Origin of the sequence: Actinomadura chokoriensis (genome assembly GCF_039529475.1) — a bacterium.
GTDB lineage: Bacteria > Actinomycetota > Actinomycetes > Streptosporangiales > Streptosporangiaceae > Spirillospora > Spirillospora bangladeshensis.
The window spans coordinates 88,204-113,575 of sequence record NZ_BAAAMW010000010.1 but is presented as its reverse complement, the minus strand read 5'-3'; the positions used below and the strand labels follow the sequence as shown (position 1 = coordinate 113,575).

At 72.6% G+C, this 25,372-nt stretch carries 28 protein-coding genes; 16 read left to right on the top strand and 12 right to left on the bottom strand.

Annotation, left to right across the window (positions count from 1 at the left end):
• Positions 1–122 precede the first annotated feature (122 nt).
• Complete coding sequence (locus ABFX46_RS22355; protein WP_346044842.1) at positions 123–569, bottom strand: hypothetical protein; 447 nt, start codon at positions 567–569, stop codon at positions 123–125.
• 73 nt (positions 570–642) lie between these two features.
• A complete protein-coding gene (locus ABFX46_RS22350) occupies positions 643–2,385 on the bottom strand; it encodes a DUF2207 domain-containing protein (protein ID WP_346044841.1) in 1,743 nt (580 codons plus the stop codon).
• Between the two features lie 42 nt (positions 2,386–2,427).
• Between ABFX46_RS22350 and ABFX46_RS22345 the strand changes: the two genes are divergently transcribed.
• The 6 genes from ABFX46_RS22345 to ABFX46_RS22320 all read left to right on the top strand — a co-directional run bounded on the left by ABFX46_RS22345 (position 2,428) and on the right by ABFX46_RS22320 (position 6,193).
• Complete coding sequence (locus ABFX46_RS22345; protein WP_346044839.1) at positions 2,428–3,492, top strand: neutral zinc metallopeptidase; 1,065 nt, start codon at positions 2,428–2,430, stop codon at positions 3,490–3,492.
• Between the two features lie 78 nt (positions 3,493–3,570).
• Positions 3,571–3,867: a YiaA/YiaB family inner membrane protein gene (locus ABFX46_RS22340; protein ID WP_346044837.1), complete on the top strand. Its 297-nt coding sequence runs from the start codon at positions 3,571–3,573 to the stop codon at positions 3,865–3,867.
• A 167-nt stretch (positions 3,868–4,034) separates the two neighbouring features.
• Complete coding sequence (locus tag ABFX46_RS22335; protein WP_346044836.1) at positions 4,035–4,475, top strand: helix-turn-helix domain-containing protein; 441 nt, start codon at positions 4,035–4,037, stop codon at positions 4,473–4,475.
• On the top strand, positions 4,472–4,888 hold the full coding sequence (locus tag ABFX46_RS22330) for a hypothetical protein (RefSeq protein WP_346044834.1): 417 nt from the start codon (positions 4,472–4,474) through the stop codon (positions 4,886–4,888). Before ABFX46_RS22335 ends, ABFX46_RS22330 begins: the two co-directional genes overlap by 4 nt.
• 191 nt (positions 4,889–5,079) lie before the next feature.
• Complete coding sequence (locus ABFX46_RS22325; protein WP_203596704.1) at positions 5,080–5,445, top strand: DUF2516 family protein; 366 nt, start codon at positions 5,080–5,082, stop codon at positions 5,443–5,445.
• Between the two features lie 16 nt (positions 5,446–5,461).
• Positions 5,462–6,193 (top strand): alanyl-tRNA editing protein, encoded by a 732-nt coding sequence (locus ABFX46_RS22320; RefSeq protein WP_163058441.1) that lies wholly within the window; start codon positions 5,462–5,464, stop codon positions 6,191–6,193.
• 66 nt (positions 6,194–6,259) lie between these two features.
• Here ABFX46_RS22320 and ABFX46_RS22315 read toward each other — a convergent pair whose 3' ends face one another.
• A complete protein-coding gene (locus ABFX46_RS22315) occupies positions 6,260–6,937 on the bottom strand; it encodes a TetR family transcriptional regulator (protein ID WP_346044832.1) in 678 nt (225 codons plus the stop codon).
• Positions 6,938–7,008: 71 nt separating this feature from the next.
• On the opposite strand from ABFX46_RS22315, the gene ABFX46_RS22310 reads away from it, so the two are divergent.
• The 3 genes from ABFX46_RS22310 to ABFX46_RS22300 all read left to right on the top strand — a co-directional run bounded on the left by ABFX46_RS22310 (position 7,009) and on the right by ABFX46_RS22300 (position 11,037).
• Complete coding sequence (locus ABFX46_RS22310; RefSeq protein ID WP_346044830.1) at positions 7,009–9,324, top strand: MMPL family transporter; 2,316 nt, start codon at positions 7,009–7,011, stop codon at positions 9,322–9,324.
• Between the two features lie 67 nt (positions 9,325–9,391).
• Positions 9,392–10,441, top strand: a complete 1,050-nt coding sequence (locus tag ABFX46_RS22305; RefSeq protein ID WP_346044828.1) for a type III polyketide synthase — start codon at positions 9,392–9,394, stop codon at positions 10,439–10,441.
• Between the two features lie 8 nt (positions 10,442–10,449).
• Positions 10,450–11,037, top strand: coding sequence for an isoprenylcysteine carboxyl methyltransferase family protein (locus ABFX46_RS22300; RefSeq protein WP_346044826.1), 588 nt, complete (start codon positions 10,450–10,452; stop codon positions 11,035–11,037).
• Here ABFX46_RS22300 and ABFX46_RS22295 read toward each other — a convergent pair.
• Genes ABFX46_RS22295 through ABFX46_RS22275 form a run of 5 tightly spaced genes read right to left on the bottom strand, consistent with a single transcriptional unit; the run spans position 10,928 to position 14,546 of the window.
• Complete coding sequence (locus ABFX46_RS22295) at positions 10,928–11,944, bottom strand: cytochrome d ubiquinol oxidase subunit II (protein ID WP_346044824.1); 1,017 nt, start codon at positions 11,942–11,944, stop codon at positions 10,928–10,930. The two genes, ABFX46_RS22300 and ABFX46_RS22295, sit on opposite strands and share 110 nt — an antisense overlap.
• Complete coding sequence (locus tag ABFX46_RS22290; RefSeq protein ID WP_346044822.1) at positions 11,941–13,305, bottom strand: cytochrome ubiquinol oxidase subunit I; 1,365 nt, start codon at positions 13,303–13,305, stop codon at positions 11,941–11,943. The genes ABFX46_RS22295 and ABFX46_RS22290 overlap by 4 nt, the downstream gene beginning before the upstream one ends.
• A 34-nt stretch (positions 13,306–13,339) precedes the next feature.
• Complete coding sequence (locus ABFX46_RS22285) at positions 13,340–13,867, bottom strand: hypothetical protein (RefSeq protein ID WP_346044820.1); 528 nt, start codon at positions 13,865–13,867, stop codon at positions 13,340–13,342.
• Positions 13,868–13,920: 53 nt separating this feature from the next.
• Positions 13,921–14,310, bottom strand: coding sequence for a hypothetical protein (locus ABFX46_RS22280; protein WP_131944560.1), 390 nt, complete (start codon positions 14,308–14,310; stop codon positions 13,921–13,923).
• Complete coding sequence (locus ABFX46_RS22275; RefSeq protein ID WP_131944559.1) at positions 14,307–14,546, bottom strand: ribbon-helix-helix domain-containing protein; 240 nt, start codon at positions 14,544–14,546, stop codon at positions 14,307–14,309. The genes ABFX46_RS22280 and ABFX46_RS22275 overlap by 4 nt, the downstream gene beginning before the upstream one ends.
• Positions 14,547–14,744: 198 nt before the next feature.
• On the opposite strand from ABFX46_RS22275, the gene ABFX46_RS22270 reads away from it, so the two are divergent.
• Positions 14,745–15,503 (top strand): TioE family transcriptional regulator, encoded by a 759-nt coding sequence (locus ABFX46_RS22270; protein WP_346044818.1) that lies wholly within the window; start codon positions 14,745–14,747, stop codon positions 15,501–15,503.
• 33 nt (positions 15,504–15,536) lie between these two features.
• On the opposite strand, the gene ABFX46_RS22265 is transcribed toward ABFX46_RS22270, so the two are convergent.
• Complete coding sequence (locus ABFX46_RS22265; RefSeq protein ID WP_346044816.1) at positions 15,537–16,430, bottom strand: helix-turn-helix transcriptional regulator; 894 nt, start codon at positions 16,428–16,430, stop codon at positions 15,537–15,539.
• Positions 16,431–16,545: 115 nt separating this feature from the next.
• On the opposite strand from ABFX46_RS22265, the gene ABFX46_RS22260 reads away from it, so the two are divergent.
• On the top strand, positions 16,546–17,544 hold the full coding sequence (locus tag ABFX46_RS22260; protein ID WP_346044814.1) for an aldo/keto reductase: 999 nt from the start codon (positions 16,546–16,548) through the stop codon (positions 17,542–17,544).
• A 98-nt stretch (positions 17,545–17,642) separates the two neighbouring features.
• Here ABFX46_RS22260 and ABFX46_RS22255 read toward each other — a convergent pair whose 3' ends face one another.
• Positions 17,643–18,794 (bottom strand): glycosyltransferase 87 family protein, encoded by a 1,152-nt coding sequence (locus tag ABFX46_RS22255; protein WP_346044812.1) that lies wholly within the window; start codon positions 18,792–18,794, stop codon positions 17,643–17,645.
• A gap of 134 nt (positions 18,795–18,928) precedes the next feature.
• On the opposite strand from ABFX46_RS22255, the gene ABFX46_RS22250 reads away from it, so the two are divergent.
• The 4 genes from ABFX46_RS22250 to ABFX46_RS22235 are packed head-to-tail and all read left to right on the top strand — an operon-like array spanning position 18,929 to position 22,039.
• On the top strand, positions 18,929–20,053 hold the full coding sequence (locus ABFX46_RS22250) for a sensor histidine kinase (RefSeq protein WP_346044810.1): 1,125 nt from the start codon (positions 18,929–18,931) through the stop codon (positions 20,051–20,053).
• On the top strand, positions 20,050–20,715 hold the full coding sequence (locus ABFX46_RS22245) for a response regulator (RefSeq protein WP_346044808.1): 666 nt from the start codon (positions 20,050–20,052) through the stop codon (positions 20,713–20,715). Before ABFX46_RS22250 ends, ABFX46_RS22245 begins: the two co-directional genes overlap by 4 nt.
• Positions 20,716–20,753: 38 nt before the next feature.
• Positions 20,754–21,137, top strand: coding sequence for a BlaI/MecI/CopY family transcriptional regulator (locus tag ABFX46_RS22240; protein WP_346044806.1), 384 nt, complete (start codon positions 20,754–20,756; stop codon positions 21,135–21,137).
• A complete protein-coding gene (locus ABFX46_RS22235) occupies positions 21,134–22,039 on the top strand; it encodes a M56 family metallopeptidase (protein ID WP_346044805.1) in 906 nt (301 codons plus the stop codon). The genes ABFX46_RS22240 and ABFX46_RS22235 overlap by 4 nt, the downstream gene beginning before the upstream one ends.
• On the opposite strand, the gene ABFX46_RS22230 is transcribed toward ABFX46_RS22235, so the two are convergent.
• Both ABFX46_RS22230 and ABFX46_RS22225 read right to left on the bottom strand, forming a co-directional pair.
• Positions 21,996–23,543, bottom strand: a complete 1,548-nt coding sequence (locus tag ABFX46_RS22230) for an MFS transporter (RefSeq protein ID WP_346044803.1) — start codon at positions 23,541–23,543, stop codon at positions 21,996–21,998. The genes ABFX46_RS22235 and ABFX46_RS22230 overlap by 44 nt on opposite strands.
• A 48-nt stretch (positions 23,544–23,591) precedes the next feature.
• The gene (locus ABFX46_RS22225; RefSeq protein ID WP_346044801.1) at positions 23,592–24,080 is read right to left on the bottom strand and encodes a MarR family winged helix-turn-helix transcriptional regulator; all 489 of its coding nucleotides are present in this window, start codon (positions 24,078–24,080) and stop codon (positions 23,592–23,594) included.
• A 220-nt stretch (positions 24,081–24,300) separates the two neighbouring features.
• On the opposite strand from ABFX46_RS22225, the gene trpS reads away from it, so the two are divergent.
• Complete coding sequence (gene trpS, locus ABFX46_RS22220; protein WP_346044800.1) at positions 24,301–25,335, top strand: tryptophan--tRNA ligase; 1,035 nt, start codon at positions 24,301–24,303, stop codon at positions 25,333–25,335.
• Positions 25,336–25,372 lie beyond the last annotated feature (37 nt).

The following is a 25,372-nucleotide window of genomic DNA, read 5'->3' as shown; positions in this document are numbered from 1 at the left end:
TCGGCGGCCACCGCGGGCTCGGACAACGTCCGCCGGGCGGCCGGGGGGCGGGGAGCCGTCCGGCGGACGTCGCGTCCGGGTGCCGCGTCCGGGTGCGGATTCCGGGTGCCGTGCGAGGAGGGTCAGTTCCGGGGCTTGCGGTGCTTGGCGTGTCCGAGCAGCCCCTGCCGCTTCCGCGGTTTCCGGCGCGTTCCGGCGGAGGCCCGGCCCGACCGCTCACCGCGGGACCGCTCACCCCGGCCTCCGCGCGCCTCCTCCCGCGCGGCCTCCTCCTCGTCGCGCCGTGCCTGCTCGATGTGCGCCATCACCTCGCGGTGCGTCACCGACGGGGCCGGGTCGCGGCGCGAGCGCTGGGCCGGGCTGCCCGCGATGACGCCGCCCTGCACCGGCCCGCGGTTCGGCAGGCCGCCCCTCGGGTGCCGGCTGCGCGGCCGGATGCGGGACGCCGCCAGCGTCAGCACGACCCAGAAGATGACCGCCAGGAAGATGACGGCCGGTCCGATGTAGAGGAACCAGCGGTCCCCGACGCCGCCCGGGGGCACCGAGGGGTCCGGGAAATCGGCGAGCATGAGGCGACACCTCCTCGCCGGGGCCCCTACCCCGCGTCAGGCGGTTAACCGCCGGGTAACCGCCCGGCGGCGGTCACAGGCCGCGCGACTGGGAGATGGAACCGGACGTGGCCAGCGTGAACGTCCGCATCGACTCGGCGAACTTCGACAGGTCCCATTCGGCCGGGCCCTCGTACCAGTAGAGGTTGTCGGCGCCCTCGGCCCGCTCGCCCGCGTCCTTCACCGTCTCCGCCCACGTCGGGACGGTGTCGAACACGACCGCGTACGGCAGGAAGCGGGAGAACAGCGCGATCCGCTGCCGGGACGCGACCGCGTCCCCGTCGTCCGGGACGGCGCCCCGCTCCAGGAACGCGCGGAACCCGATCGTGTGCGCGAGGACGGTCGCGCCGCGCGCGGTCTTCGCCGGCATGTACTGGCCGCCATAGGCCAGCGCCGCGCCCGCGATGATCAGCGCGAGGCCGGCCAGCGCCCACTCGGTGGTGAGGGCCAGCGCGACCGTCCCGGCGATGCCGAGCAGCGTCACGAGGATGCCCGCGACCGTCCACCGGGACCGGACGGTGTCGGGCCGCCGCGCGAACCAGCCCTGCTTCACGACGTCGTCGTACATCGCGGACCGGACCTGCGCGAGCTTCGTCGCGAACGTCCCGCCGAGCTCCGACAGCTTCACCGCGTCCCGGCCCGTCCCGTCGGGGGCGGTGAGCAGCGCGTCCAGCAGGATCCGCTCGTAGGGGAGCAGGTCGACCTGGGGGCGGTCGAGGCGGCGCAGCGTCCAGTCGAGGCGGCCGGTCCTGGCCCGGTCCTCCTCCTCGATCAGCAGGTAGCCGCGGACGGCGAGGTCGACGATCGTCGCCGTCACGTCGATCACGTCGGCCTGCTCGTCGATGAGCGTGCCGATCTGGCCGGGGCGCACCCCGTCCGGCGGCTCGAACTCGGCCCCGGCGAGCGGCGCCTGGTCGCCCTCGGCGGCCTTCTTCCCGACGACCCGGGCGTCCCGTCCGCGCAGCAGGTAGAGGGCGGCGACCCCGCCGACCAGCAGCACCAGCAGGCCGGCGAGCGCGCCGCCGGTCACCGCGTTCACCGAGAACGCGGTCGCGACCGTGTGCCGCCGCTCGTGGATCGCGCGGCCCCCGGTCGTGCCGGCGGGCAGGCCCGCGACGACCGTCATGAACTCGCCGGGCAGCATCCCCTGCTGCGCGTAGACGCCCTGCGTGTGCGTGTGGTTCGTGTAGTACTGCGTGCAGCCGATCGTGCTGCCGATCGGCCCGGTGAAGCAGTTGACGCTGCGGATCATCGCGCCGCCGTCGACGGTCGCCTTCGCCTCGTCCAGCGGGACCTTCCAGCCGCCGACCACCGGCCAGCGCAGCTCCTCCGCCGCGCCCATCGGGGTGATCGCGCCGCGCAGGTCGTACTCCAGCACGACCGTCCGGTCACCGGTGACGGCCTTGGCGCCGCTCACCTCGACGGTCGTCCGCAGGCCCGACTCGGACGCGGTCACCGTCGTCGGCCCGCCGTCGGGGCTGCTCGCGCGCAGGTTGCCGAGCCTCCAGACGCGGTCCTCGCTGAGGCTCTCGTGGGTGCGGGTCTGGAACTCCCGCTCGAAGCCCTTGCGGCCGGCGAACCGGTAGACGATCGTCTCCTTCACCTTCACGGTGCCGCCCTGGCCGGCGGTGAGGACGACCTCGTCCTTCAGCACCCGCTCCGCCGCGGCGGTCGTCCCGGCCGCCGCCGGGGAGGAGGTCAGGACGGGGATCAGGACCGCGGCCGACACCGTGAGGACGACTGGCCGGAACCGGAACAACGCCGCAAGAGCAGACATGGCCGCAAATAGTATCGGCAACGCGTGCGATGATTCTGCGCTATGGCAGGTCACTACCCCCCGCCGCCCCCACCGCCGGGGCCGCCGGCACCGCCCTACGGCCGGCCTCCGCACGGCGGACCTCCCTACGGGGGGCCGCCCTACGGTGCGCCGCCCCCGCGCGGCCCGGGGTACGGGCCGCCTGCCTACGGGCAGCCGCAGTACCGGTACGTCCCGATGCGCCCGCCGCCGCGCCGCAGCGCCGGCGGGACGATCGCGGGCATCTTCGGCGGGCTGACGGCCCTGGTCGTCCTCGCGATCCTGGGGCTCGCCGCGCTCGGCGGAACGCAGGACGCCACCGGGAGCACGCGGACGCCGACCGCGTCCGGCGGCGGGAACGCGGCGCTGTCGGCCAAGGAGAAGGCCACCGACAGCCCGCTCTACAGGACGGGGCCGCTGACCTCGGTGAGCTGCCGGCTGCCGCAGATCCTGCCGTCCGCCGAGTCCATGCGCCAGTTCATGGACACGCTGAGCGACTGCCTCGACTCCGCGTGGGCGAGGCAGTTCCAGAAGGCCGGGATCGCGTTCGACAAGCCCAACCGCGTGTTCTGGGTCGACCCGGGGCGCAGCCCGTGCGGCACCTACCCGGCCCCCGGCGCGTCCGCGTTCTACTGCCCGGCGAACAACACGATGTACGTCGGGCTGCGGCACGTCGTGGAGACGTCGGGCGGTGAGCCGCTGTCCCACTACGCGGTGTACGCGCGGGTGATCGCGCACGAGTACGGCCACCACGTCCAGGACCGCGCCGGAATCCTCCTCTACGGGGACCGGCAGATCGAGAGCGGCGACAAGGCCACCGGCAACGCGGCCAGCCGCCGCATCGAGCTGCAGGCGCAGTGCTTCGCGGGCGCGTTCCTCGGCAGCGAGCGCGCCACCCTGCCGATGACGCGCGAGCAGTACGTCGCGATGATCATGGACGTGCGGGGGCGCGGCGAGGACCGCAAGCCGGTGGACGAGCGCGACCACGGCTCGGGCGCCCACTACGCGGGCTGGGTCGTCGCCGGGTTCAACGGCCGCGACCTGACCGTCTGCAACACCTGGATCGCCCCGCCGTCCAAGGTGAGCTGACCGATTGAGTGCTTTGCCCGCGGGCGTCTGAGCACTACTACTCATGCCCGCGGCGCCGGCCGGGCGCAGGCTTGGGGCATGACGACCCCAAAGACGCCCGCGCCCGCCGGCAGCACCGCGTTCTTCGTCCAGGCGGCGATCTCGTTCGCCGTGTCCAGCAGCGCCGTCGCCATCGGCGTCGCGTACCTGCCCGTCAGCACGTGGGTCCGCGGGTTCCTCGCGCTCGGCCTGCTGTACGTGATCACGTCGACGTTCACGCTGGCCAAGTGCGTCCGCGACAAGCAGGAGAACCAGGCCATCACGAACCGGGTCGACCAGGCCCGGCTCGACAAGCTGCTCGCCGAGCACGACCCCTACGCGACCGCGAACCTGTGACCCGCCGCCGAGCCCGGCACCGCCCTCCCGGCGGGGCCGGGCTCCGACCTGTCCGGCCCCCGCCCTGACCTGCGACTTTTCTGACCTTTCCGGCATGTGACTCGATTCACCACAAAGTGCTAGCTGGAGCGCTTGCAATTGCAAGCACCATGACGCAGTGTGGAGGCATGGCAAGTTCGAAGGTCGGCTCCATCGGGGAGTACATCCGGGAACAGCGCACGCGCGCGAAGATCTCGCTGCGCCAGCTGGCGGACGTCTCCGGGATCTCCAACCCGTACCTGAGCCAGATCGAGCGCGGCCTGCGCAAGCCGAGCGCCGAGATCCTGCAGCAGATCGCCAAGGGGCTGCGGATCTCCGCCGAGGCGCTGTACGTGCAGGCGGGCATCCTTGAGGACCGCGAGGCCGACACCGACGTCCAGGCCGCCGTCCGGGCCGACCTCCTGCTCACCGAGCGGCAGAAGCAGGTCCTGCTCGACATCTACGCGTCGTTCCTCAAGGAGAACGAGGCCACGGGCGTGGTCGGCGACGGGTTCGCCGCCGCGGCCGCACCGGAACGAGAAGCACCCGAACCAGCAGACGCACAGAACGGAAAGGAAGAGGTCGGATGACGCTGGCCAGCAACCTCCGAGAGAACAAGGCCGTCTACGCCGTGGCCGGCGCCGGCGACTTCGCGGTGGAGAAGCTCCGTGAGGTCCCCGGTCAGGTGGACCGCTACCGCGACCAGGTGCGCGAGACCGTGGACCGCTACCGCGGCGAGGTCTCCCGGTACCAGGAGCGCGTGGACGCCAAGGACCTGCCGGGCGCGGCGGTCGCCTACGCCACGCACGTCGGCACCCGGGCCGTCGAGTTCATCGACGAGCTCGCCGAGCGGGGCCGCAAGGTCGTGAACCGCGAGGCCGTCCAGGTCGCCGAGATCACCGAGTCCGACGCCAAGCCGGTCGCCAAGACCCGCACCGCGGCGCCGCGCCGGACCACCGGCACCGGCTCCACGCGGCAGGCCCGGACCACCGCGAAGAAGTAACGGCACCGTGCGGACCCGGCCGGGAACACCCGGCCGGGTTCCTTCGTCTGTTCCAGCAGGCCGCCCCTCCTTTCAGTCCCGGTCCCGCCGGACGGTGCGCACGGGCCCGGGGCGCATAGGGTTGGGGCGGAAACACGCCGTGTGCGCGACAAGGAGTCGCCGTCCGAGACGAGCAGGAGCGCTGATCGCCGATGTCGGGCTTCAATGTGCTGGACTACTTCTTCTGGCTGCTGCTGATCATCGCGTTCGCCATGGAGGCGTGGGCGCTGATCGACTCGCTGACCGTGCCGACCGGCGCGTTCTCCGCGGCGAGCAAGCAGAGCAAGAAGCTCTGGATGATCATCTTGATCGTCGCGACCGTGGTCGGCGCCGCCTACGCGGTCGCGCCCGCCGCGCTCGGCGCCAGCCCCATCGCGCTGCTGCTCGGCATCCTCCCGGTCGCCGCGTTCATCGGCGCCGCGATCTACCTGGCCGACGTCCGCCCGGCCGTGGCGCCGTTCAAGAAGAACAACGGCGGCCGCGGCGGTTCCCGATCGGGCCCCTACGGCCCCTGGTGACCTCTACGTTGAGGTCATGAGCGACACCCTCGGACGCACGACCCGGCTGGAACTGACCGACCAGGACCTCCGCGAATGGGAGGCCGTCGTCCTCGACGCGGGACCGGACGGCATCGTCCTCGACCGCTCCGCCTTCTACCCGGGCGGCGGCGGCCAGCCCCCGGACCACGGCGTCCTGCTGTGGCAGGGCGTCCAGACCCGCATCGCCGGCGTCCGCAAGGGCGACGACCTGGTGCTGATCCCCGCGGAGGACGACCCGCTCCCGCCCGCCGGCACCGTCGTCCGGGCCGCCGTGGAGGACGACCGCCGCACCGCCCTCATGCGCACCCACTCCGGCCTGCACCTGCTCTGCGGCGTGGTGTTCCGCGACTACGGCTGCCTCGTCACCGGCGGCAACATGGAACCGCTGGCCGCGCGCATGGACTTCGACCTCCGCGAGGTCCCGCCCGGCTTCAAGCAGACGGTCGAGGACGCCTGCAACGCCGAGGTCGAGGCCGACCGCCGCATCGACATCCGGACCCTGCCGCGCGCCGAGGCGTTCGAGATCCCCGACATCATCCGCACCGCCACGAACCTCGTGCCGCCCGAGGTGCACGACGTCCGGATCGTCGACATCGTCGGCCTCGACACCCAGGCCGACGGCGGCACCCACGTCGGCTCCACCAAGCAGATCGGCCGCATCACGGTCGCCAAGGTCGAGAACAAGGGCCGCGGCTTCCGCCGCCTCCGCATCAAACTCACCGACTGACCGCGCAGGAGGCGGGGTCGGGCACCGGGGCGGCGGGCGCCTCCGCCGCGCCCGGTGCCCGACGGTCTAGGGGGACGGGCTCGACAGGGCCTCGACGGAGACCAGGCCGTGCTCGACGATGTCGACGGCGCGGTCGAGGGCCGTGCGCATGGAGAGCGGGTCGTAGCCCTCGCGGCGGCAGTGCGCGACGACCGCCTGCATGCCGCCGATCGCGACGCCGGACGCGGCGACCGCGTCGATCTCGGAGATGCCGGGGCACAGGTCGCGCAGCAGGGCCTCGATCGCCTCCTGGGCGTCGGTCATCCGCTGGAGGGCGCGGGCCCGCAGGGCGGGGCGCTCCAGGACGAGGGCGACCTGGACGGCGCCGTAGTCGGCGTGCTCGGTGACGACCGCGTTGAGGACGTCCACGATGCTGCGCCGGATCGTCTCCATCGGCGTCTCGCCGGGCGTGCGGCGCAGCCGCTCGGCGACCTCGGCGAGCCGGTCGTCGATCTCGGCGAAGACCACGTCCTCCTTGGACGGGAAGTAGCTGAAGAACGTGCGGGGCGCGACGTCGGCGGCGGCGGCGATGTCGGCGATCGTCGTCTCCTCGTAGCCGCGCTCGGCGAACAGCCGCAGCGCGGCGGTCGCGATGGCCTGCCGGGTGCGCAGCTTCTTGCGCTCGCGCAGGCTCGGCCTGGCCGGTTCGGCGTCCCGCTCCGCGTCCGCCGCCTCGCCGCGCGCCCCGGCCGTCTGCTCGTCCATGTGACGGACGTTACCATGACTGCAAAGTTGCATCTATTGCAAATCTGCACCGATGGGTGTTCTCTGCGAGCATGGCGCGATTCCTGGACGCACTGGGGCGGCTCTGCGTGCGGCGGCGGCGCACCGTCTTCGAGCTGTGGGTCGCCGTGATGCTCGGCGCCGGTGTCCTCGGCATCATGCACGGCGGCATGTTCGTCCAGCAGAGCACGCTGCCCGGGACCGAGACGCAGCGCGCCATCGACACGCTCTCCCAGGACTTCCCGGCGATGACCGGGCCGACCGCGACCGTCGTCTTCCACGAGACCGGCCAGGCCAGCCCGGCCGACTGGCGGGTCGCGCTCACGATCGGCCAGTCGATCGAGAACATCGGCAAGCTGAAGCGGGTCGCGTTCGTCGAGAACCCCTACGTCCAGGGCATGGGCGGGCTGAAGGACGACAACGCCGTCGTGGCCCGGCTCAACTTCACCGGGACGATGAGCGACGTCAGCCACGCCGACCTCGACGCGCTCAACCGGGCCGTCGAGCCCGCGCGGATGGCCGGGCTGGACGTGAAGTTCGGCGGCATCGTCGCGATGATCCTGAACCAGCCGAAGGGCGGGCCGCAGGAGGGCGTCGGGATCGTCCTCGCGCTGGTCGTGCTGCTGCTGGCGTTCGGGTCGTTCCTCGCGGCGGGCATCCCGATCCTCGTGTCCCTGTGCGGGATGGCCGTCGCCTACTCGCTGATCCACTTCTCGGCGTCGTTCTTCCAGATCGCGCCGACCGCGCCGATGTGCGCGGCGATGCTCGGCATCGGCGCGGGGATCGACTACGCGCTGTTCATCGTCACCCGCTACCGGCAGCAGCTCGCCGACGGCGACGACGTCGAGACCGCGGTCGGACGCGCCATGGCGCATTCGGGGCACGCCGTGGTGTTCGCCGGCGGCACCGTCGTGTTCGCGATCTGCGGCCTGTTCCTGTCCGGGATCGAGTTCGTCGGGACGATCGGGATCTTCACCGCGCTCGCCGTCGCGATCATGGTCGTCGCCGCGCTGACGCTGCTGCCCGCCGTGCTGGGCGCGCTCGGGCCCCGCATCGACCGGTACAGGCTGCCGCGCGTCCGTCCCGACCGCAGTTCGCACCGCTGGATGGCCTGGGGACGGCACGTCGACCGGCACGCCTGGCCCTACGCGATCGTCGCGACGCTCGTCCTGCTCACCCTCGCCGTTCCGACGCTCAGCCTGCGGTTCGGGGTGATGGCGGACAGCATGTCGTCCCCGAAGATGGAGGCGCGGCAGGCCTACGACATCGTCGCCCGCGAGTTCGGCGCCGGCCACTACAGCCCGTTCGTCGTGGTCGCGAAGGTCCCCGGCGAGGAGAGGCGCGCCAAGCCGAAGCGGGTCGTGCCGACGGTGGACGGCCGCGAGGGCTTGTCGGGCCTGACGAAACCGGCGGTGCCCGCACCGAGCCCCTCGCCGAAGCCCGCCCTCCCCAAGGGCGCGCCGGACCCGGCGAAGAAGCCCGACAAGGACGCGGTGCTCATCGCCCAGGAACTGCAGAAGCGGATCTCCGAGGCGCCCGGCGTGGTGTTCGTCGGCGACCCGGTGGTGACGGGGAAGACGGCGATCCTGACGGTGATCCCGCGGGACGCGCCGCACGCGGAGTCGACCACCGACCTCGTCCACCATCTGCGGAACGCCGAGATCGCCGCCGTGCGGGACGCCCACCCCGGCACCGAGATCTACCTCGGCGGCGAGAACCCGGCGATCATCGACATCGCCACGACGGTCGGCGACCGGATGCCGGTCGTGGTCGTCGCGGTCGTCGGCGTCGCGCTGCTGCTGCTCGTGATCGCGTTCCGGTCGGTGGTCGTCCCGCTGAAGGCCGCGCTGATGAACCTGCTGTCGATCGGGGCCTCGTTCGGCGTCGTCACCGCCGTGTTCCAGTGGGGCTGGGGGATCCGGCTGCTCGGCGTGGACCAGGCCATCCCCATCATGTCGTTCATCCCGCTGTTCATGTTCGCCCTGATCTTCGGGCTGTCCATGGACTACGAGGTGTTCCTGCTGTCGCGGATCAAGGAGGAGTACGAGCGGACGGGCGACCCGCACGAGTCCGTGGTGATCGGGATCGGGGCCACCGCCCGGCTCATCACCTCGGCGGCGCTCATCATGATCTTCGTGTTCGCGAGCTTCGTCCCGCAGCCGGACCCGACGATCAAGATGATGGCGCTCGGCCTCGCCGTCGCCGTCGCGATGGACGCCACGGTCGTCCGGCTCGTCCTCGTCCCGGCGCTGATGAGCCTGCTCGGCCACGCGAACTGGTGGTGGCCCGGCCGGTCGCGTCCCGTGCCGCCCCCGCCGCCGGATCCGGAACCGGTCGCCGAGCAGCTGGAACTGGAGCTGACGAGCTGACGCGCCCGTTCGCCGAGTGTTCTCCGGCGTCCCGGGTAGATGCGGGTCGGACACTCGGGGGGACACCATGCGCGTTGCCGGGGTACGCACGGTCGTGCCGGAACACCGCTACGACCAGGACGAGATCACGCAGGCCGTCGTTCAGCGCACCGACGCCAACCCGGAGCTCGCCCGGCGCTTCCATGCCGCGACCCGGGTCACCGGCCGCAGCCTGGCGCTGCCGATCGACGAGTACGTGAAGCTCGACGGGTTCACGGGCGCCAACGACGTCTACATCGAGACCGCCGTCGAGCTGGCGGTGCGCGCCGTCCGGGACGCGCTCGACACCGCCGGACGCGCCCCGGACGAGGTCGACCATCTGATCTTCTGCTCCTCGACCGGGGTGGCGACGCCCTCGCTGGACGCCCGCATCGCCCAGCGCGCCGGCCTGCGCGAGGACATCACGCGCGTGCCGATGTTCGGCCTCGGATGCGCGGCGGGCGCCGCCGGGCTGTCCCGGCTCTACGACACCCTCCGCGCCTGGCCCGGCCATGTCGCGGTGCTGGTCTGCGTCGAGCTGTGCTCGCTGACCGTGCAGCGCGAGGACGTCTCGGTCGCGAACCTGGTCGCCAGCGGCCTGTTCGGGGACGGCGCCGCCGCGGTCGTCGCGGTCGGCGACCGGCGGGACACCGGTGCCTACCGGGGGCCGCGGGTCGTCGCGACCCGCAGCAGGCTCTACCCCGCCACCGAGCGCCTCATGGGCTGGGACGTCGGCGACCACGGCCTCCGCATCGTCCTCGCCGCCGACCTGGTCGACCACGTCGAGGCGACGCTGGCCGCCGACGTGTCCGCGTTCCTCGGCGAGCACGGGCTCTCCCCGGACCGGGTCGGCTCCTGGGTGTGCCACCCCGGCGGCCCGAAGGTGATCGAGATCATCCAGCAGGAGCTCGACCTGGCGCCGGACGCCCTCGACATCACCTGGAACTCGCTGCGCACGATGGGGAACCTGTCGTCGGTGTCGGTGCTCAACGTGCTGGAGGAGACGATCGCGCACCGCCGCCCGCCCGACGGCGAGCCGGGGCTGCTGATGGCGCTGGGGCCGGGCTTCTCCGCCGAACTCGTGCTGCTGCGCTGGTGAACGGCTCTGTGAACCGCTCTGTGAACCGCTACGCCGGGCTGATCGCGCTCGTCGCCGCCGAGAGGCTCGCCGAACTGGCCATGGCGCGCCGCAACCGCGCCTGGGCCATGCGGAACGGCGGGGTCGAACACGGTGCCCGGCACTACCCGCTGATCGCCGCCGCCCATGTCGGCCTGCTCGGCGGCGCGCTGCTGGAAGCGCGGCGGACGCGGTTCGTCCCGTCCATCGGCTGGCCGATGCTGGCGCTGACCGCCTCCGCTCAGGCGTTGCGCTGGTGGTGCATCGCGAGCCTGGGGACGCGGTGGAACACCAGGGTCATCGTGGTCCCCGGGATGCCGCTCGTGGCGCGCGGCCCCTACCGCCGCCTGCGGCACCCGAACTATGCGGCGGTCGTCGCCGAGGGGGTCGGCTTGCCGCTCGTCCACACCGCGTGGCGCACCGCGCTGCTGTTCACCACAGCGAACCTGTGGCTGCTCCGGACCCGCGTCAGGGTGGAGAACGCCGCGCTCGGTCACGCTGGAACGTCGAGTACAGCCACCACAGGGACGGCAGGAGCAGCAGGGCGCCGACGGCCAGGGAGCCGAGGCTGGCGGTGAGCACGGCATCGGTCGCGACGGCCTCGTCCAGGCTCACGCCGGGCAGCAGAACCGGGTACTGGGCGGCGCCCCACGCCCACAGCAGGGCCGCGACCGCCAGCGCCGCGGTGACGCGGACGGTCACGTACGCGCGGCGCCACAGGAGCACCAGTGACGTGAACCCGGCCGCCATGGACACGACGACCAGGCCCAGCGCCGCGCCCGACGTCAGCTCGGTGAACAGGCCGGGCGCGTCGGCGCGCAGCACCGGCAGCCCCGCCACCGACAGCGCGCCCACCACCACCCCGGACGCGAGGCCGCGCCGGCGGAACAGCCCGGCCAGCGCCTCGTCCCCGCCGCGTTCGGCGTCCCGGGTGAGGTACACGGCGGCCAGGTAGGCGGCCGTCCCCACCGCCAGCAGCCCGGCCAGCACCGACGTCGGGTTGAGCCAGCTGCCGAGCAGGTCGCCCTCCGCGATCCCGGCCGGGACGCGCCCGGACGCGATCGCGCCCGCCACCGTCCCGAGGAAGAAGGGGGTGACCAGCGACGAGAACGCGAACGCGGCGCCGAACAGGCGCTGCTGCCACGGCTCGGTGCTGACCTTGCGGAACGCGAACGCGGCGCCGCGCCCGATGATGCCGAGCGCCGCCAGCGTGAGCGGGATGTAGAGGGTGGAGGCGATCGCCGCGAAGACCGGCGGCAGCCCCGTCCACATGATGACCAGCACGAAGATCAGCCACACGTGGTTGGTCTCCCACACGGGGCCGATGGTGTGCTCGACCAGTGCCCGCTGCGGACGGCCGCGGGCGGCGCCGCCCGCCAGCAGGTCCCATACGCCGCCGCCGAAGTCGGCCCCGCCGAACAGGACGTAGGCGGTGAGGCCGAGCCACAGCACGGCCAGCAGGATCTCGGCGAGCGGCACCCTCACACCACCTTGTAGCCGGTGACGTCGGGCTCCTGCGGCGCGACCGGCACCGGCGTGCTCCGCGCCAGCCGGCGCAGGACGTACACCGACGCGACCGTGAGCAGCACGTACACGGCGGTGACCAGGACGAAGCCCCACACGAGGCCGGGCGCCGGATTCACGGCGTCGGCCGTGCGCAGCACACCGTAGACGATCCACGGCTGGCGCCCCACCTCCGTGACCACCCAGCCGGACTCCAGCGCCACCACCGCGGCCGCGCCCGCCAGCGACGCCGGCCAGAGGAACCACTTCGTCCGGGGGACGTCCCGGCGGCGCCACCAGTGGAGGCCGAGCCACGCGCTCAGCGCCAGCAGCGCGAAGCCGAGCCCGACCATGGCCTGGAACGCCAGGTGGACGACGTTCACCGGCGGCCGGTCGCGTTCGGGCACCTGGTCGAGACCGGCGATCTCCGCGCCGGGGTTCCAGTGCGCCAGCAGCGACAGCCCGTCGGGGATCTCCACCGCGTACCGCAGCTCGCCGTCGACCGCGATCCCGCCGATGTGCAGCGGGACGCCCCGCGCCGTCCGGTAGACCCCCTCCATGGCGGCCAGCTTCACCGGCTGGTTCGAGGCGACGAAGTGCGCCGCCCAGTCGCCCACCCCGATCTGCACCGGGGTGATGACGGCCGCGACGGTGAACGGCAGCAGGAAGCCGAGCCGGTGGTAGCGGTCGCGGCGGCCCCGCAGCATCGCCACCGCGTACACCGACGCCATCGCGAACCCGGCGACCATGAACGCCGCCAGGATCATGTGGACGGTCTGCGGCGGGGTCGCCGGGTTGAACATCGCCTTCCACGGGTGGACGGCGACGATGCGCCCGTTCTCGGTGTCGAACCCGGTCGGCTGCTGCATCCACGCGTTCGCCGTCACCACGAAGAAGGCGCTCGCCACCCCCGCGACGACGATCGGGACGCCGGTCAGCAGGTGCGCGACGGGCGGCAGCCTGTCCCAGGCGTACAGGTAGACGCCGAGGAAGATCGCCTCGATGAAGAACGCGATGCCCTCAAGGGAGAACGGCAGCCCGATGACCTGGCCGTAGGCGCCCATCAGCCCCGGCCACAGCAGCCCCATCTCGAAGGAGAGGATCGTTCCCGACACGGCCCCGATCGCGAACAGCACCCCCATGGCCCGCGCCCAGCGCCGGGCGAGCAGCCGGTAGTGCACGTCCCCCGTGCGGTGCCCCCGCCACTCGGCGATCAACGTGATCGCCGGCATGCCCACGCCCAGGCACGCCAGGATGATGTGCCAGCCGAGGGACAGCCCCATCTGCATGCGCGCGGCTCCGAGGTCCGCCGTCCCCACGGCGGCCGCGGCCGGCCCGCTCACCCGGGCCGCCGCGCGACCCGGGCCCGGCGGCCGGTCATGGCGAGACCGTCTCCGGCCGCTCCGTCCTCGTCTCCCGGAACGCCGTGCCGGCGGCCTTCGCGTGGAGTTCCTCCAGAAGGCCGATCTGGGCGGCGGCGCGGTCCAGCAGGGTGCGCAGGTGCGCGGCGTCCAGGCCGCGTTCCCGGTCGGCGACGGCGAGCAGGGTGCGCCATCCGGCGGCCTTGCCCTCGACGGCGAGGCGGAGCGCCTCGACCTCGACCAGGTCGCTGAGCGGGGAGCGGCTGAGCAGCCGGCCGTTGAGCTTCAGCCGGCCGCCCTTCTCCGCGGCCCACACCGCCACGCTCTTGTACCGGCGGGCCGGCATCCCCAGCGACCGCAGGATCGACAGCAGCGCACCGCGGTCGGCGGCGATGTCGTCGGCGAGGCGCTTCAGCCGCTCCGCGTCGGCCGAGTCGCGGTGCGAGCGCGCGACCCGGCGGGCCAGCGCCACCCCGCCCGCGGCCGCCGCCAGGTGATCGGTCAGGTAGATGTGCAGCAGGCCCCGGCTGCCAGGTGTCGTCATGCGGGCCCCGTACCCCCGGCGCGCGGCGTAAACGGCACGCCCGGAGGCGGCGGTCAGGGGATCTGCTCGACCCGCACGCCGGGGACGGCCTCGTAGACGTCCGGGTCGGCGGTGATCAGCGGCCAGCGCCGCCAGCGGGCCGACCAGGCGGCCTGCGCGGCGTCCATCCCGAGGTTGGGGATCGTGGTCACGAGGAGCCCGGTCTGCTGGGCGATCACGTCGTCGAGGTCGTCGACGTGGACGACCTGCATGCCGGGCAGCCGCTCCAGGACGGTGCGGCCGTGGTCCGGGACGATCTGCCACGCGCGGGCGAGCGCGGTGGCGGGGATCACGATCGTCGCGTGCTGGGCGATGGACGCGCGCAGCCGGGCGCGGACGTAGATCGTCTTGCCGGTGGCGAGGTCCAGGAGGGCGGTCGCGTCGAAGACGTGACCGGTGATCACGCGACGTCCCGGCGGTCCGGCGCGCCGCGTTCGACCAGCCGGTCCACCATGGCCTGCTCGTCCGGGCCGGGCGGGCCGAACAGGTCGTCGATGGTCGAGGAGTCCCGCAGGAAGGCCAGCTTGAGGCGCGCCCCGTCCGCGAGGAACCCGGACACCGAGGCGATCTTCTTGTCCTCGGCGAGCCCCTGCAGCGTGGCCGCAAGCTCGTCGGGCAGCGTGATGTTGAGTCTCGCCATGCGGCACAGAATACACACTCCGAGCCCTTCCAGTGTGTACTGGCCGGGTGCTCGCTCGGATGCCCTAACGCGCCCCCGGGCCGGGCGGCCGGGTCAGGCGGAGCGCACGGTGAGCCCCGAGCGGCGAATCGCGGCCTCTGCATCGATTGATACTTTCGGAGCGATGAACACGCGATCACGCCTCGCCGCCTCAAACGGATGATCACTTTGCGACCGGTCGATCTCGCGCGGGAGCACGGCATCTCGGCGCAGGCCGTCCGCAACTACGAGCGGGACGGGTTCATCCCACCGGCGGACCGCACCCCCAGCGGCTACCGGATCTACACCGAGACGCACGCGGCGGCGCTCCACGCCTACCTGGCCCTCGTCCCGGCCTACGGGTACTCGGCGGCCGGGCAGGTCATGAACGCCGTCCACGGCGACCGGCTCGACGACGCCCTGGCGATCATCGACCGCGGCCACCAGCAGCTGCTCCGCGACCGGGACACGCTCGGTTCGGTGCGGCAGGCGGTCGACCACCTGACGGCGGGACCCGGTGCGGCCGCGGATCGTCCTGAGGATTCCCGCATCCGGACGATCGGGGACCTCGCGCATCGGCTCGGCGTCACGGCGGCGACCCTGCGCAACTGGGAGGACGCCGGCATCATCGTCCCGGCGAGGGATCCCGCCACCGGATACCGCGTCTTCCGCGCGACCGACATCCGCGACGCCGAACTCGCTCATCTGCTGCGGCGCGGGGGATATCTGCTGGAGCACATCGCCGCCGTCGTCCAGCAGGTCCGAACGGCCGGCGGCACCGACGCGCTCGCGCGGTCTTTGGACGCCTGGCAACGGAAGCTGACCGTGCAGGGGCTCGCGATGCTCAAAGGAGCCGCCCGGCTCAACGATTACCTCGGCCTGCTGAATCCCGCCGCACTGCAACAGGTCCCGCGCCACCCGGCACCCGCACACGGCTGACGCGCCCACGAGGACCAAGCGAGGGCCGTTCGCCTAACCGGCGGCCGGCGTGCCGGCGTCCGAGGCGTCCGGAGCCCTCGCGGACGAGGCGTCCGTTGGGAACTCTTCGATGCCGAGGACGCGCAGCAGCTCCAGCCGTTCGCGGGACTCGGCGTCCGCGGGGGTGAGCACGAGCAACTGCTGGCGCTGGTCAGGGGTGACGAGGGTCTCGCAGTCCACCAGCAGGTCGCCGACCCGCGGATGCCGCACGGTCTTGCGGTCGGCGCGGTGGACGGCGACTTCGTGCTCGCTCCAGAGGCGGCGGAAGTCGGCGCTCGCTGCCTGCAGCCGGTCGATCAGCCCGGTGACGACCGGGTCGCCGCCGCAGTGGCCGGCGACCGCGCGCAGGTCGGCCACGAGCCGGCGAGAGTGGTCCTCCCGCTCCTCGGGCGGGCAGACGGCGCGGGCGCCCGGCTCGGTGAACCAGCGGTACAGGAGGTAGCGCCGGTCGCCGGAGAAGCCGGTCTGGTCGCCCAGCAGCAGGATGGCCGCGCGGTTCTGGGCGAGGACCTCGGCCAGGTCCGACACGACGAGGGCCGGGGTGTCGCCGAGCAGGTCGAGCATGCGCACCAGGCCGGCGCGGGCCGGCCGGGCCGTTCCGTCGGCAGGCGGCGGCTGGTGCCCGGCCAGGTGGAACAGGTGGACGCGCTCGTCGTCGGACAGGCGCAGCGCACGGGCGAGGGCGCCGAGCAGCTGCGGCGAGGGCCGGCTGCTGCGGCCCTGCTCCAGCCGGACGACGTAGTCCACCGACATGCCGGCGAGCATCGCCACCTCTTCGCGGCGGAGACCGGACGTCCTCCGGCGAGGGCCGTCGGCAAGGCCCACCTCCGCCGGACGGATCGCCTCCCGGCGGCGGCGCAGGAAGTCGGCGAGCTGGTCACGCTGCATACCCCCATCGTTGCTCGCGGACGCCCGCGTTAGCCAGGGAGCGGTGCTCCCACGATGAACGCTCCGCTTTCGCGCCTGCCGATGGGCGCGCAGGGTGGACGGCGGAAGGGAGAACATGATGCAGACACGGACTTTGGGCAGCAACGGGCCGGCGGTTTCCGCACTGGGCCTCGGCGCGATGGGCATGTCGGGCGCGTACGGCGAAACGGACCGCGCGGAGAGCATCGCCACCGTCCACGCCGCGCTGGAGGCCGGTGTCACGCTGATCGACACGGGCGACTTCTACGGCATGGGGCACAACGAGTTGCTGCTCGCCGAGGCGCTGCGCGGACGGCCGCGCGACGGCTACGAGCTGAGCGTCAAGTTCGGCATGCTGCGCGGGCCCGGTCCCGAGTTCGGCGGTATCGACGGACGTCCCGAAGCGGTGAAGAACTTCCTGGCGTACTCACTGGGGCGGCTGGGCACCGATCACGTCGACGTCTACCGTCCCGCGCGGCTGGACCCGGCGGTGCCGATCGAGGAGACGGTGGGCGCGATCAAGGACATGATCGACGCCGGGCACGTGCGGCACCTCGGGCTCTCCGAGGTCGACGCGGAGACGATCCGCCGGGCGCACGCGGTGCATCCGGTCGCCGACCTGCAGATCGAGTACTCGGTGATCTTCCGCGAGGTGGAGGCGGACATCCTGCCCACGCTGCGGGAACTCGGCATCGGCCTCACCGCGTACGGGGTCCTCGGCCGTGGGCTGATCTCCGGGCACTGGTCCGCCGGGCGCACGTCGGGCCCCGGCGACGGCCGCGGCTCGAGCCCGCGGTTCTCCAGCGGGAACGTGGAGCACAACCTCGTGCTCGTGGACGCGCTGCGGCGGGTCGCCGAGGCGAAGGGGTGCACCGTCGCCCAGCTGGTCATCGCCTGGGTGGCCGCGCAGGGCGACGACATCGTGCCCCTGGTCGGCGCCCGCACCCGCGAGCGGCTGACGGAGGCGCTGCCCGCGGCGGACCTGGACCTCACCGCGGACGACCTGGCCGAGATCGAGAAAGCGGTGCCGCCGGGCGCGGCGCGCGGCGAGCGGTATCCGCGCGCCATGATGTCCGCCCTCAACATGCCGCTCTGACCTGGCACCGTCCCGCCGGGGCCCGATCCGGTCGTTCGCTCCGGATCGGGCCTCGGCGTGAGCACGGCCACCCGCCATCACCGGGCCGACCGGATGGCCTACCCGCCGCTGTCCCCGACCGCCGCACGGCGCCGCTCAGGACGGCCGCCGGGAAGGGCGGGCGGGGTGGTGCGAAGGCGGACCGCCATGTGGGCCAGGAAGGCGACGCCGGCCAGCAGATAGCAGTTCGCCACCGGCGTCAGGAGCGGGTGGAAGCCGTATTCGAGCGGGTGGCCGTTGTGGGGCGTCCACCAGAGCGGGGAGAGCACGAAGACGGCGTAAATCGCCAGCGCGGTCTTTCGGTTGTTGTTGCGGAGCAGGACGGCCAGTGCCGGAACGACCCATACCCAATGGTGTGCCCAGGAGATCGGAGATACCAGCAGGCCGGTCATGCCGGTTATAGCGGTGGCGGCCGGCCAGTCGCCTCGCCTTGCCCACAGGGCGGCGACTGTTAGGCCGAATACGCCGATGGTGATGGGAATGGCCGTGTACCAGTCGCCTACCTCGGCCGTTCTCCACAGGATGCGGGTCAGCGCGCCGTAGGGAGATTGGTTGCTGATGTACGGGACGCCCACACGGGACGTGTCGTAGAAGGTGTGCAGCCAGTACGCGCGGGAGGCGTCCGGGTTGATCAGGTAGGCGACCGCCGTGCAGACGGCGAAGGTCGCGGTGGCCGTGACGGCGTCCTTGGTCCGCCGTGTCAGCAGGAGGACGACCACGAAAATGGCCGGGGTCAGTTTGATCGCGGTCGCGATGCCGATGCCGATCCCGGACGGGCGGCCGAGGGCCGCCCGGTGCATGTCCGCGAGGACGAGGGCCAGGAGGAACAGGTTGACCTGGCCCAGGAAGAACGTGTGCCAGACCGGTTCCAGGAGGAGGCCGGCGGCCACGACGACCACGAGCGGGACGCGGCGGCCGGCCATCCGCAGTGCCGTCCGGCAGGCCCAGGCGAAGGCCGCCAGCGAGGCCAGTTGCCAGATCAGGCGGCCGGCGGTCGGCGGCAGTCCGGAGAATGGCGTGAAGAGGGCCGCCATGAAGGGGGTGTTGGTGAACCAGTGGTCGGCGAGCTGCTCCTCGTAGAGGGCCGCGCCGTCCGTTATCGCGCGGCCGCCCAGCCGGTAGATGCGGAAGTCCAGCGAGTCGTACGCGATGGAGAATACGACGATCAGCAGTACTTGGAGAGCCAGGATCAATGACGCCGCGCGCTTCATGCCGGTAACGGTGCTGGGTGCGCCGCTCAATGGTCATCGGGCTGCCGAACACACTTGGGAAATGCTCTTGTAGCCCGTGGGATTACGCCTCCGGGCCAATGTGCACGGGAAGGCGCCGCGGTTACGATCGGCGCATGTCCGCCATGCCGCTGAGCCGAGCTCGCCGCGTCACGGGGATCGCGCTGGCCTGGTGCGGCGCCGTCCTGTACCCGGCAGTGCTGTTCGTCACCGTCTCCGTCGGGCGGACCGGCTTCGAGGACGTCTACGTCCTCCTCTCCGCCGGCCTCACCGTCCTGGTCATGGCGCTGCTGAGGCGGAACCCGCTGCCCGCCCACGCGCTCCTGCTCACCGCCTGGATCCTCGCCGCGCTGGAGATGCCCAACGGGACGATCGTCGGCCTGCTGGTCCTGCTCACCGACGTCTCGGTCGGCTACATCGCGGTCACCCGTCCGCGGAAGGTCTCGGTCTCCGTCGCCGTCGTGACGTTCGTCCTCCAAGGGCTGTCCATCGCCGCGTTCCTGTCCGGGAACGAAGTGCTCCCGATGACGCTCATCCTGGCGATGGCCATCACCTGGATGACGGGCAACTCGATCCGGGTGCGCCGGACGCACGCCGAGGCGATGCGCGTGCAGGCGACGGCCCAGGCGGTCGCGGCCGAGCGGCTCCGGATCGCGCGCGAGCTGCACGACATGGTCGCGCACAGCATCGGCATCATCGCGATCCAGGCGGGCGTGGGCGGACGGGTGATCGACACGCAGCCGGCCGAGGCCCGCAACGCGCTGGACGCCATCGAGGCCACCAGCCGCGAGACGCTGTCCGGGCTGCGGCGCATGCTCACGGCCCTCCGCAAGGACGGCGCCGACTCCGTCCCGCTCGGCCCCACCCCCGGGCTGGACGATCTGGCGAGCCTCGCGGGGGCGGCGGCGGACGCCGGCGTCGAGATCGACATCAGCACGGTGGGCGAGCGCCGCCCCCTCCCGCCGGACGTCGACCTCTCCGCGTACCGGATCGTCCAGGAGGCGATCACGAACGTCGTCCGGCACGCGGGCACGGACAATTGCCGTGTGGCGATCGACTACCGCGACGATGCGCTGGCCGTCGAGGTCGTGGACGACGGGCGCGGCGGCATGGTCGGCACCGGGTACGGGCTCGTCGGGATGCGGGAGCGCGTCTCCCTCCTGCGCGGCGAGTTCGCCGCCGGGCCGCGTCCCGAGGGCGGGTTCCGGGTGGCGGCGCGGATACCGCTGGAGGGCCGGTGACGATCCGCGTCGTCCTCGCCGACGACCAGCCGCTGATCCGCGCGGGGCTGCGCGTCCTCATCGCCGACACCCCCGACCTGGAGATCGTCGGCGAGGCCGGGACGGGCGCCGAAGCGGTCGAGCTCGTCGAGGAGGTGAACCCCGATGTCGTCGTCATGGACATCCGCATGCCCGGCATGGACGGCATCGAGGCCGCGCGCCGCATCACGTCCGCCCACGTCATCATGCTGACCACGTTCGACGACGACGAGTACGTCTACGGTTCGCTGAAGGCGGGCGCCAGCGGGTTCCTCGTCAAGGACATGGCGCTGGAGGAGATCCTCGCGGCGATCCGCGTCGTCGCCAAGGGCGACGGGCTCATCGCGCCCAGCGTCACCAAGCGGCTGATCGAGGAGTTCGCGGCGCGTCCCGAACCGGCCGGACCCCGGCGGCCCGCGCCGGTCGACGGGATCACCGGCCGCGAGCGCGAGGTCCTGACGCTGGTCGGGCGCGGCATGTCCAACCAGGAGATCGCCGACGAGCTCTCCATCAGCGTGGCGACCGCGAAGGCGCACGTCGCCCGGCTGCTCGCCAAACTCGGCGCCCGCGACCGCGTGCAGCTCGTCATCACCGCCTACGAGCTGGGGCTCGTCGCACCCCCTACAGGCGGTAGTACTACCTGACGTGGTGACCTTCGTCTCGGTCGGATAACCTTGAAGGCGTGAAGGGTCTGGGAGAGCTTGAACGCACGGTCATGGAGGTCCTGTGGGAGCGGGAGGACGCCGGCCACGAGGCCGCGACCGCCCGCGACGTGAGCCGTGCGCTCGCTGGCGACCGGGACCTCGCGCACACTACGGTCATGACCGTGCTGGACAGGCTTGCCAAGAAAGGCTTCCTCGAGCGCGAGCGCGACGGCCGCGCCTGGCGCTACCACCCGGTCGCGAGCCGGGAGATGTACGTGACCGAGCTGATGCTGGGCGCCCTGAACGAGACCGGTGACCGGGACGCGGCGCTCGCGCACTTCGTCCGGTCCGTCTCGCGGGACGAGGTCGACGTCATCCGGCAGACCCTCGCGGGCCTCATGAGCAAGGAACCCCCCGCATGACCGGCGCCGCCCTGCTCGCATTGATCTCACTGGGGACCGTCGGCGGGGCGCACTTCCTGTCCCGTGCCCGGTGGACGTGGCGGGCGCCCCGCATCGGGATCGCGCTCTGGCAGGCCCTCGGGCTGTGCTGGGGCGTCGCCACGATCGGCGCGCTCCTCGGCCTCGCCCTCCTCCCGTACCGCAAGGGCGTCCTCGGCGGGCTGCCCGGCCTCTACGACGACCAGGCCGCCCGGCTCGGCGCCGTCCAGGTCTCCGCGCTGCTCGGCGCGATCAGCCTGACCGGCGTGCTGCTGGTCATGCTCATGTTCGCGGTGCTGCGGGTCGTGCGGGCCCGGCGCCGGCACCGGGCGCTGCTCGCGCTGGTGTCGCGCCGCGACTCCTCGGTGCCCGGCACGCTCGTCCTCGACCACCCCGGCGCCGCCGCGTACTGCGTGCCGGGCGTCCGCTCGCACAAGGTCGTCGTCAGCGCCGGGACGCTGGAGCTGCTCGACCGCGGCGAGCTGGCCGCGGTCCTCGCGCACGAGCGCGCGCACGCGCGCGAGCGGCACGACCTGGTGCTGCTGCCGTTCGCGTCGCTGCGCCAGGTGTTCCCGCAGTTCCGGCTGGTCGGACGGTGCCTGGACGCGGTCGAGCTGCTGATCGAGATGGCCGCCGACGACCGCGCCCGGCACGGCCGCCCGGCCCGCGAGCTGGCGACCGCGCTGCTGCGCTTCGCCGCCGCCCGCCCCGCCGCCGCCCCGTCCGGGACCCTCGGCGTCGCGCACGGCGACATCCCGGTGATGGTGCGGGTGAACCGGCTGCTGGAGCCGCAGCCGGTGTCCCGGAAGATCCGCGTCGCCGCGTCCGTCGCGGTGCCGGTCATCGCGGGGCTGCCGCTGCTCCTCCTGGTCCTGCCCCACTAGACCGCCCATCTCGATCTCCCTCAGATGCCGGTGTGCACCGGGTCGGTCGCGGACGTGGCGGACGTCCCGGCCGCCGGGGCTCCGGGCGGCGGAGGACGACGAGGGAGACGGCGAGCGCGGCCACCAGGAGGCCGGCGGAGATGCCGAACGCCAGGTGGTAGCCGCCGGTGAGCGCGGCGGCGGTGCCGTGCCCGTCCGCGCGGAGGGCGCCGGTGCGTGACGCGGCGAGCGTGGTCAGGACCGCGACGCCGAGCGCCATCCCGACCTGCTGGACGGTGTTGAACAGCCCCGACGCCAGACCCGCGTCCTCCGGCCGTGCGCTCGACATGCCGAGACCGGTCAGGGACGGCAGGACGAGCCCCGCGCCGGCGGCCAGGACGAAGACCGGCAGCAGGTCGGTGACGTAGTCGGCGTCCACCGGGACGGTCGTGAGCCACGCCATCGCCCCGATCAGGAGCACCAGCCCGATCATCAGCACGGACCGCTCACCGAGGCGGTTCGATAGCCGCGCCGACGCGAACAGCGACACCGCGCCGATCGCCACGGCCGCCGGGAGCATCGCCAGGCCCGTGTCGAGCGCGCTGTACCCGAGGACCTGCTGCATGTAGAGGGCGACGATCACCTGGAACGAGAACATCGCCGACAGGGTGAGCAACTGGACGGCGTACGCGCCCGACACGTTGCGGGAGCGCAGGATCCGCAGGGGCATGAGCGGGGTCGCGGCGCGCGCCTGCCGGACGAGGAAGCCCGCGAGCAGGAGCAGGGACACCGCGCCGAGGCCGAGGGTGTGCGGGGAGAGCCAGCCGCGGGCCTCGACCTTGACGACCGTGGAGATGCCGAGCATCAGCCCGGACGTGACGAGCAGCGCGCCGCCGAGGTCCGCGCCCGCGGCGAGGCCGATGCCGCGGTCGCGGGGCAGCGCCGGGAGGGCGAGCAGGAGGGTGGCGAGGCCGATCGGCAGGTTGATCAGGAAGATCCAGTGCCAGCTCAGCGCGTCGGTGAGGACGCCGCCGAGCACCTGCCCGATGGACGCGCCCGCCGCGCCGGTGAAGCTGAAGATCCCGATGGCGCGGGCGCGCTCGCGGGCGCCGGTGAACAGCGTCACGAGGATGCCGAGCACGACCGCCGAGGCCAGCGCGCTGCCGACCCCTTGGAGGAAGCGTGCCGCGATCAGCAGGCCGGACGTGGTGGCCGCGCCCGCCAGCAGGGACGCCGCCGTGAAGACGGCGTTCCCGGCCAGGAACAGCGTGCGGCGGCCGACGAGGTCGCCGAGGCGTCCGGCGAGGAGCAGCAGGCCGCCGAGCGGGATCAGGTAGGCGTTCATGATCCAGCTGAGCCCGGCGGGGGAGAAGCCGAGATCGTCCTGGATGGCGGGGGCGGCGACGGTCACGATGCTGCCGTCGAGGATCGTCATCAGCATCGTCGCCGACAGCACGCCCAGCGCCGCCCAGCGGGAGCGGAACGGGGCGGCGAGCCGCGAGGGAGGGGTCGTCTCCGTGGTCATAGGAGAGACCGTAACAGATAGTTTTGTTAGAGACGATCCTTCACGGACTTATTTTGTGCGCTGCCGGACCCGGCGGGCCGGGAGCGGGCTCTCGACCGGCGTGCCCAGATGGCCCTCGGCCAGCGTGGTCAGCGCGCGGACGAGCACCTCGCGTTCGTCGGCCGGAAGCGAGTCCAGCGCCGCCGCGTGGACGCCGTCCGCGATCTCCTGGCTGCGGGCCGCGACCCGCGCGCCCTCCTCGGTGACCGCGATGATCCGGGCCCGCCGGTCCTTGGACGACGGGCGGCGCTCGGCGAGGCCGGCCCTCTCCAGGGCGTCCACCGTGACGACCATGGTCGTCTTGTCCATGTCGCCGATCTCGGCGAGCTGGATCTGGGTGCGCTCCTCCTCCAGGGCGTGGACGAGGACGCAGTGCATGCGCGGCGTCAGCCCGATCTCGGCGAGCGCCGCCGTCATCCGGGTGCGCAGCACGTGGCTGGTGCGGTCGAGCAGGAAGGACAGGTCCGGTTTCGTCCGGCCGGGGGCCATCGAGGTCATGCCCTCAGGCTACCCAACTGGTTCCGTTCTGGATTATCTATGAGCATCTGCTTCTCGTCGTCGCCTATGCTGGTGCCGTGAACCGCATCGCGTGTCAGGGCTGGTGGCCGTCCTAGGACGGCCGACACTCGCACGCCATCGGGCCGTCCACTGGACGGCCCTTCTCTCTTCCTCGCGGGGTCCGCCGGTGGGCGGCCGACCCGAAACGAGGAGAGAGACCATGGAGACCACCCCCGAAGCCCGGAGCCGCGAGCTGGAGGAGCGCATCGCCGCCGACCCCGGCGCGTTCCGCGTCCTGACCGGCGACCGCCCGACCGGGCCGCTGCACCTCGGCCACTACTTCGGCACCCTCGCCAACCGCGTCCGGCTCCAGCAGGCGGGCGTCGAGCTGTTCGTGCTCGTCGCCGACTACCAGGTGCTCACCGACCGGGACGTCGCCGACCGCCTGTCCGAGCACGTCGAGGGGCTCGTCGCCGACTACCTGGCCGCCGGCGTCGACCCGTCCGCGGCGACGATCTTCCGGCACAGCGCCGTCCCCGCCCTGAACCAGCTCATGCTGCCGTTCCTGTCGCTGGTGTCGGTCGCCGAGCTCGGCCGCAACCCGACCGTGAAGGACGAGATCGCGTCGTCGCGGCAGTCGTCGGTCAGCGGGCTGATGTTCACCTATCCCGTCCACCAGGCCGCCGACATCCTGTTCTGCAAGGCGAACCTCGTCCCCGTCGGCAGGGACCAGCTCCCGCACCAGGAGGTCACCCGGACGGTCGCGCGCCGCTTCAACGAGCGCTACGCGCCGGTCTTCCCCGTGCCGGACGCGCTGCTGTCCGCCGCGCCGCTCCTGCTCGGGACGGACGGCCAGAAGATGAGCAAGAGCCGCGGCAACGCGATCGCGCTGTCCGCCGGGCCGGACGAGACCACCCGGCTGATCCGGCGCGCGGTGACCGACACCGACCGGCACATCACCTACGAGCCGGAGAGCCGTCCCCAGGTGTCGAACCTCGTCCTGCTCGCCGCGCTCTGCCAGGACCGCGACCCGCACGAGGTCGCCGCGGGGATCGGCGACGGCGGCGGCGCCGCGCTCAAGAAGGTCGTCGCCGACTCGGTCAACGAGTTCCTCCGCCCGATGCGCGCCCGCCGCGCCGAGCTCATCGCCGACCGCGGGTACCTGCGCGGCGTCCTCGCCGAGGGCGCCGACCGCGCGAACGCCGTAGCCGACCGCACCCTGGAAGAGGTACGCACGGCCATGGAGCCCCGTTGACCTGCGGCGTGTTGTTGTTATCGGGCGCCGCATAACA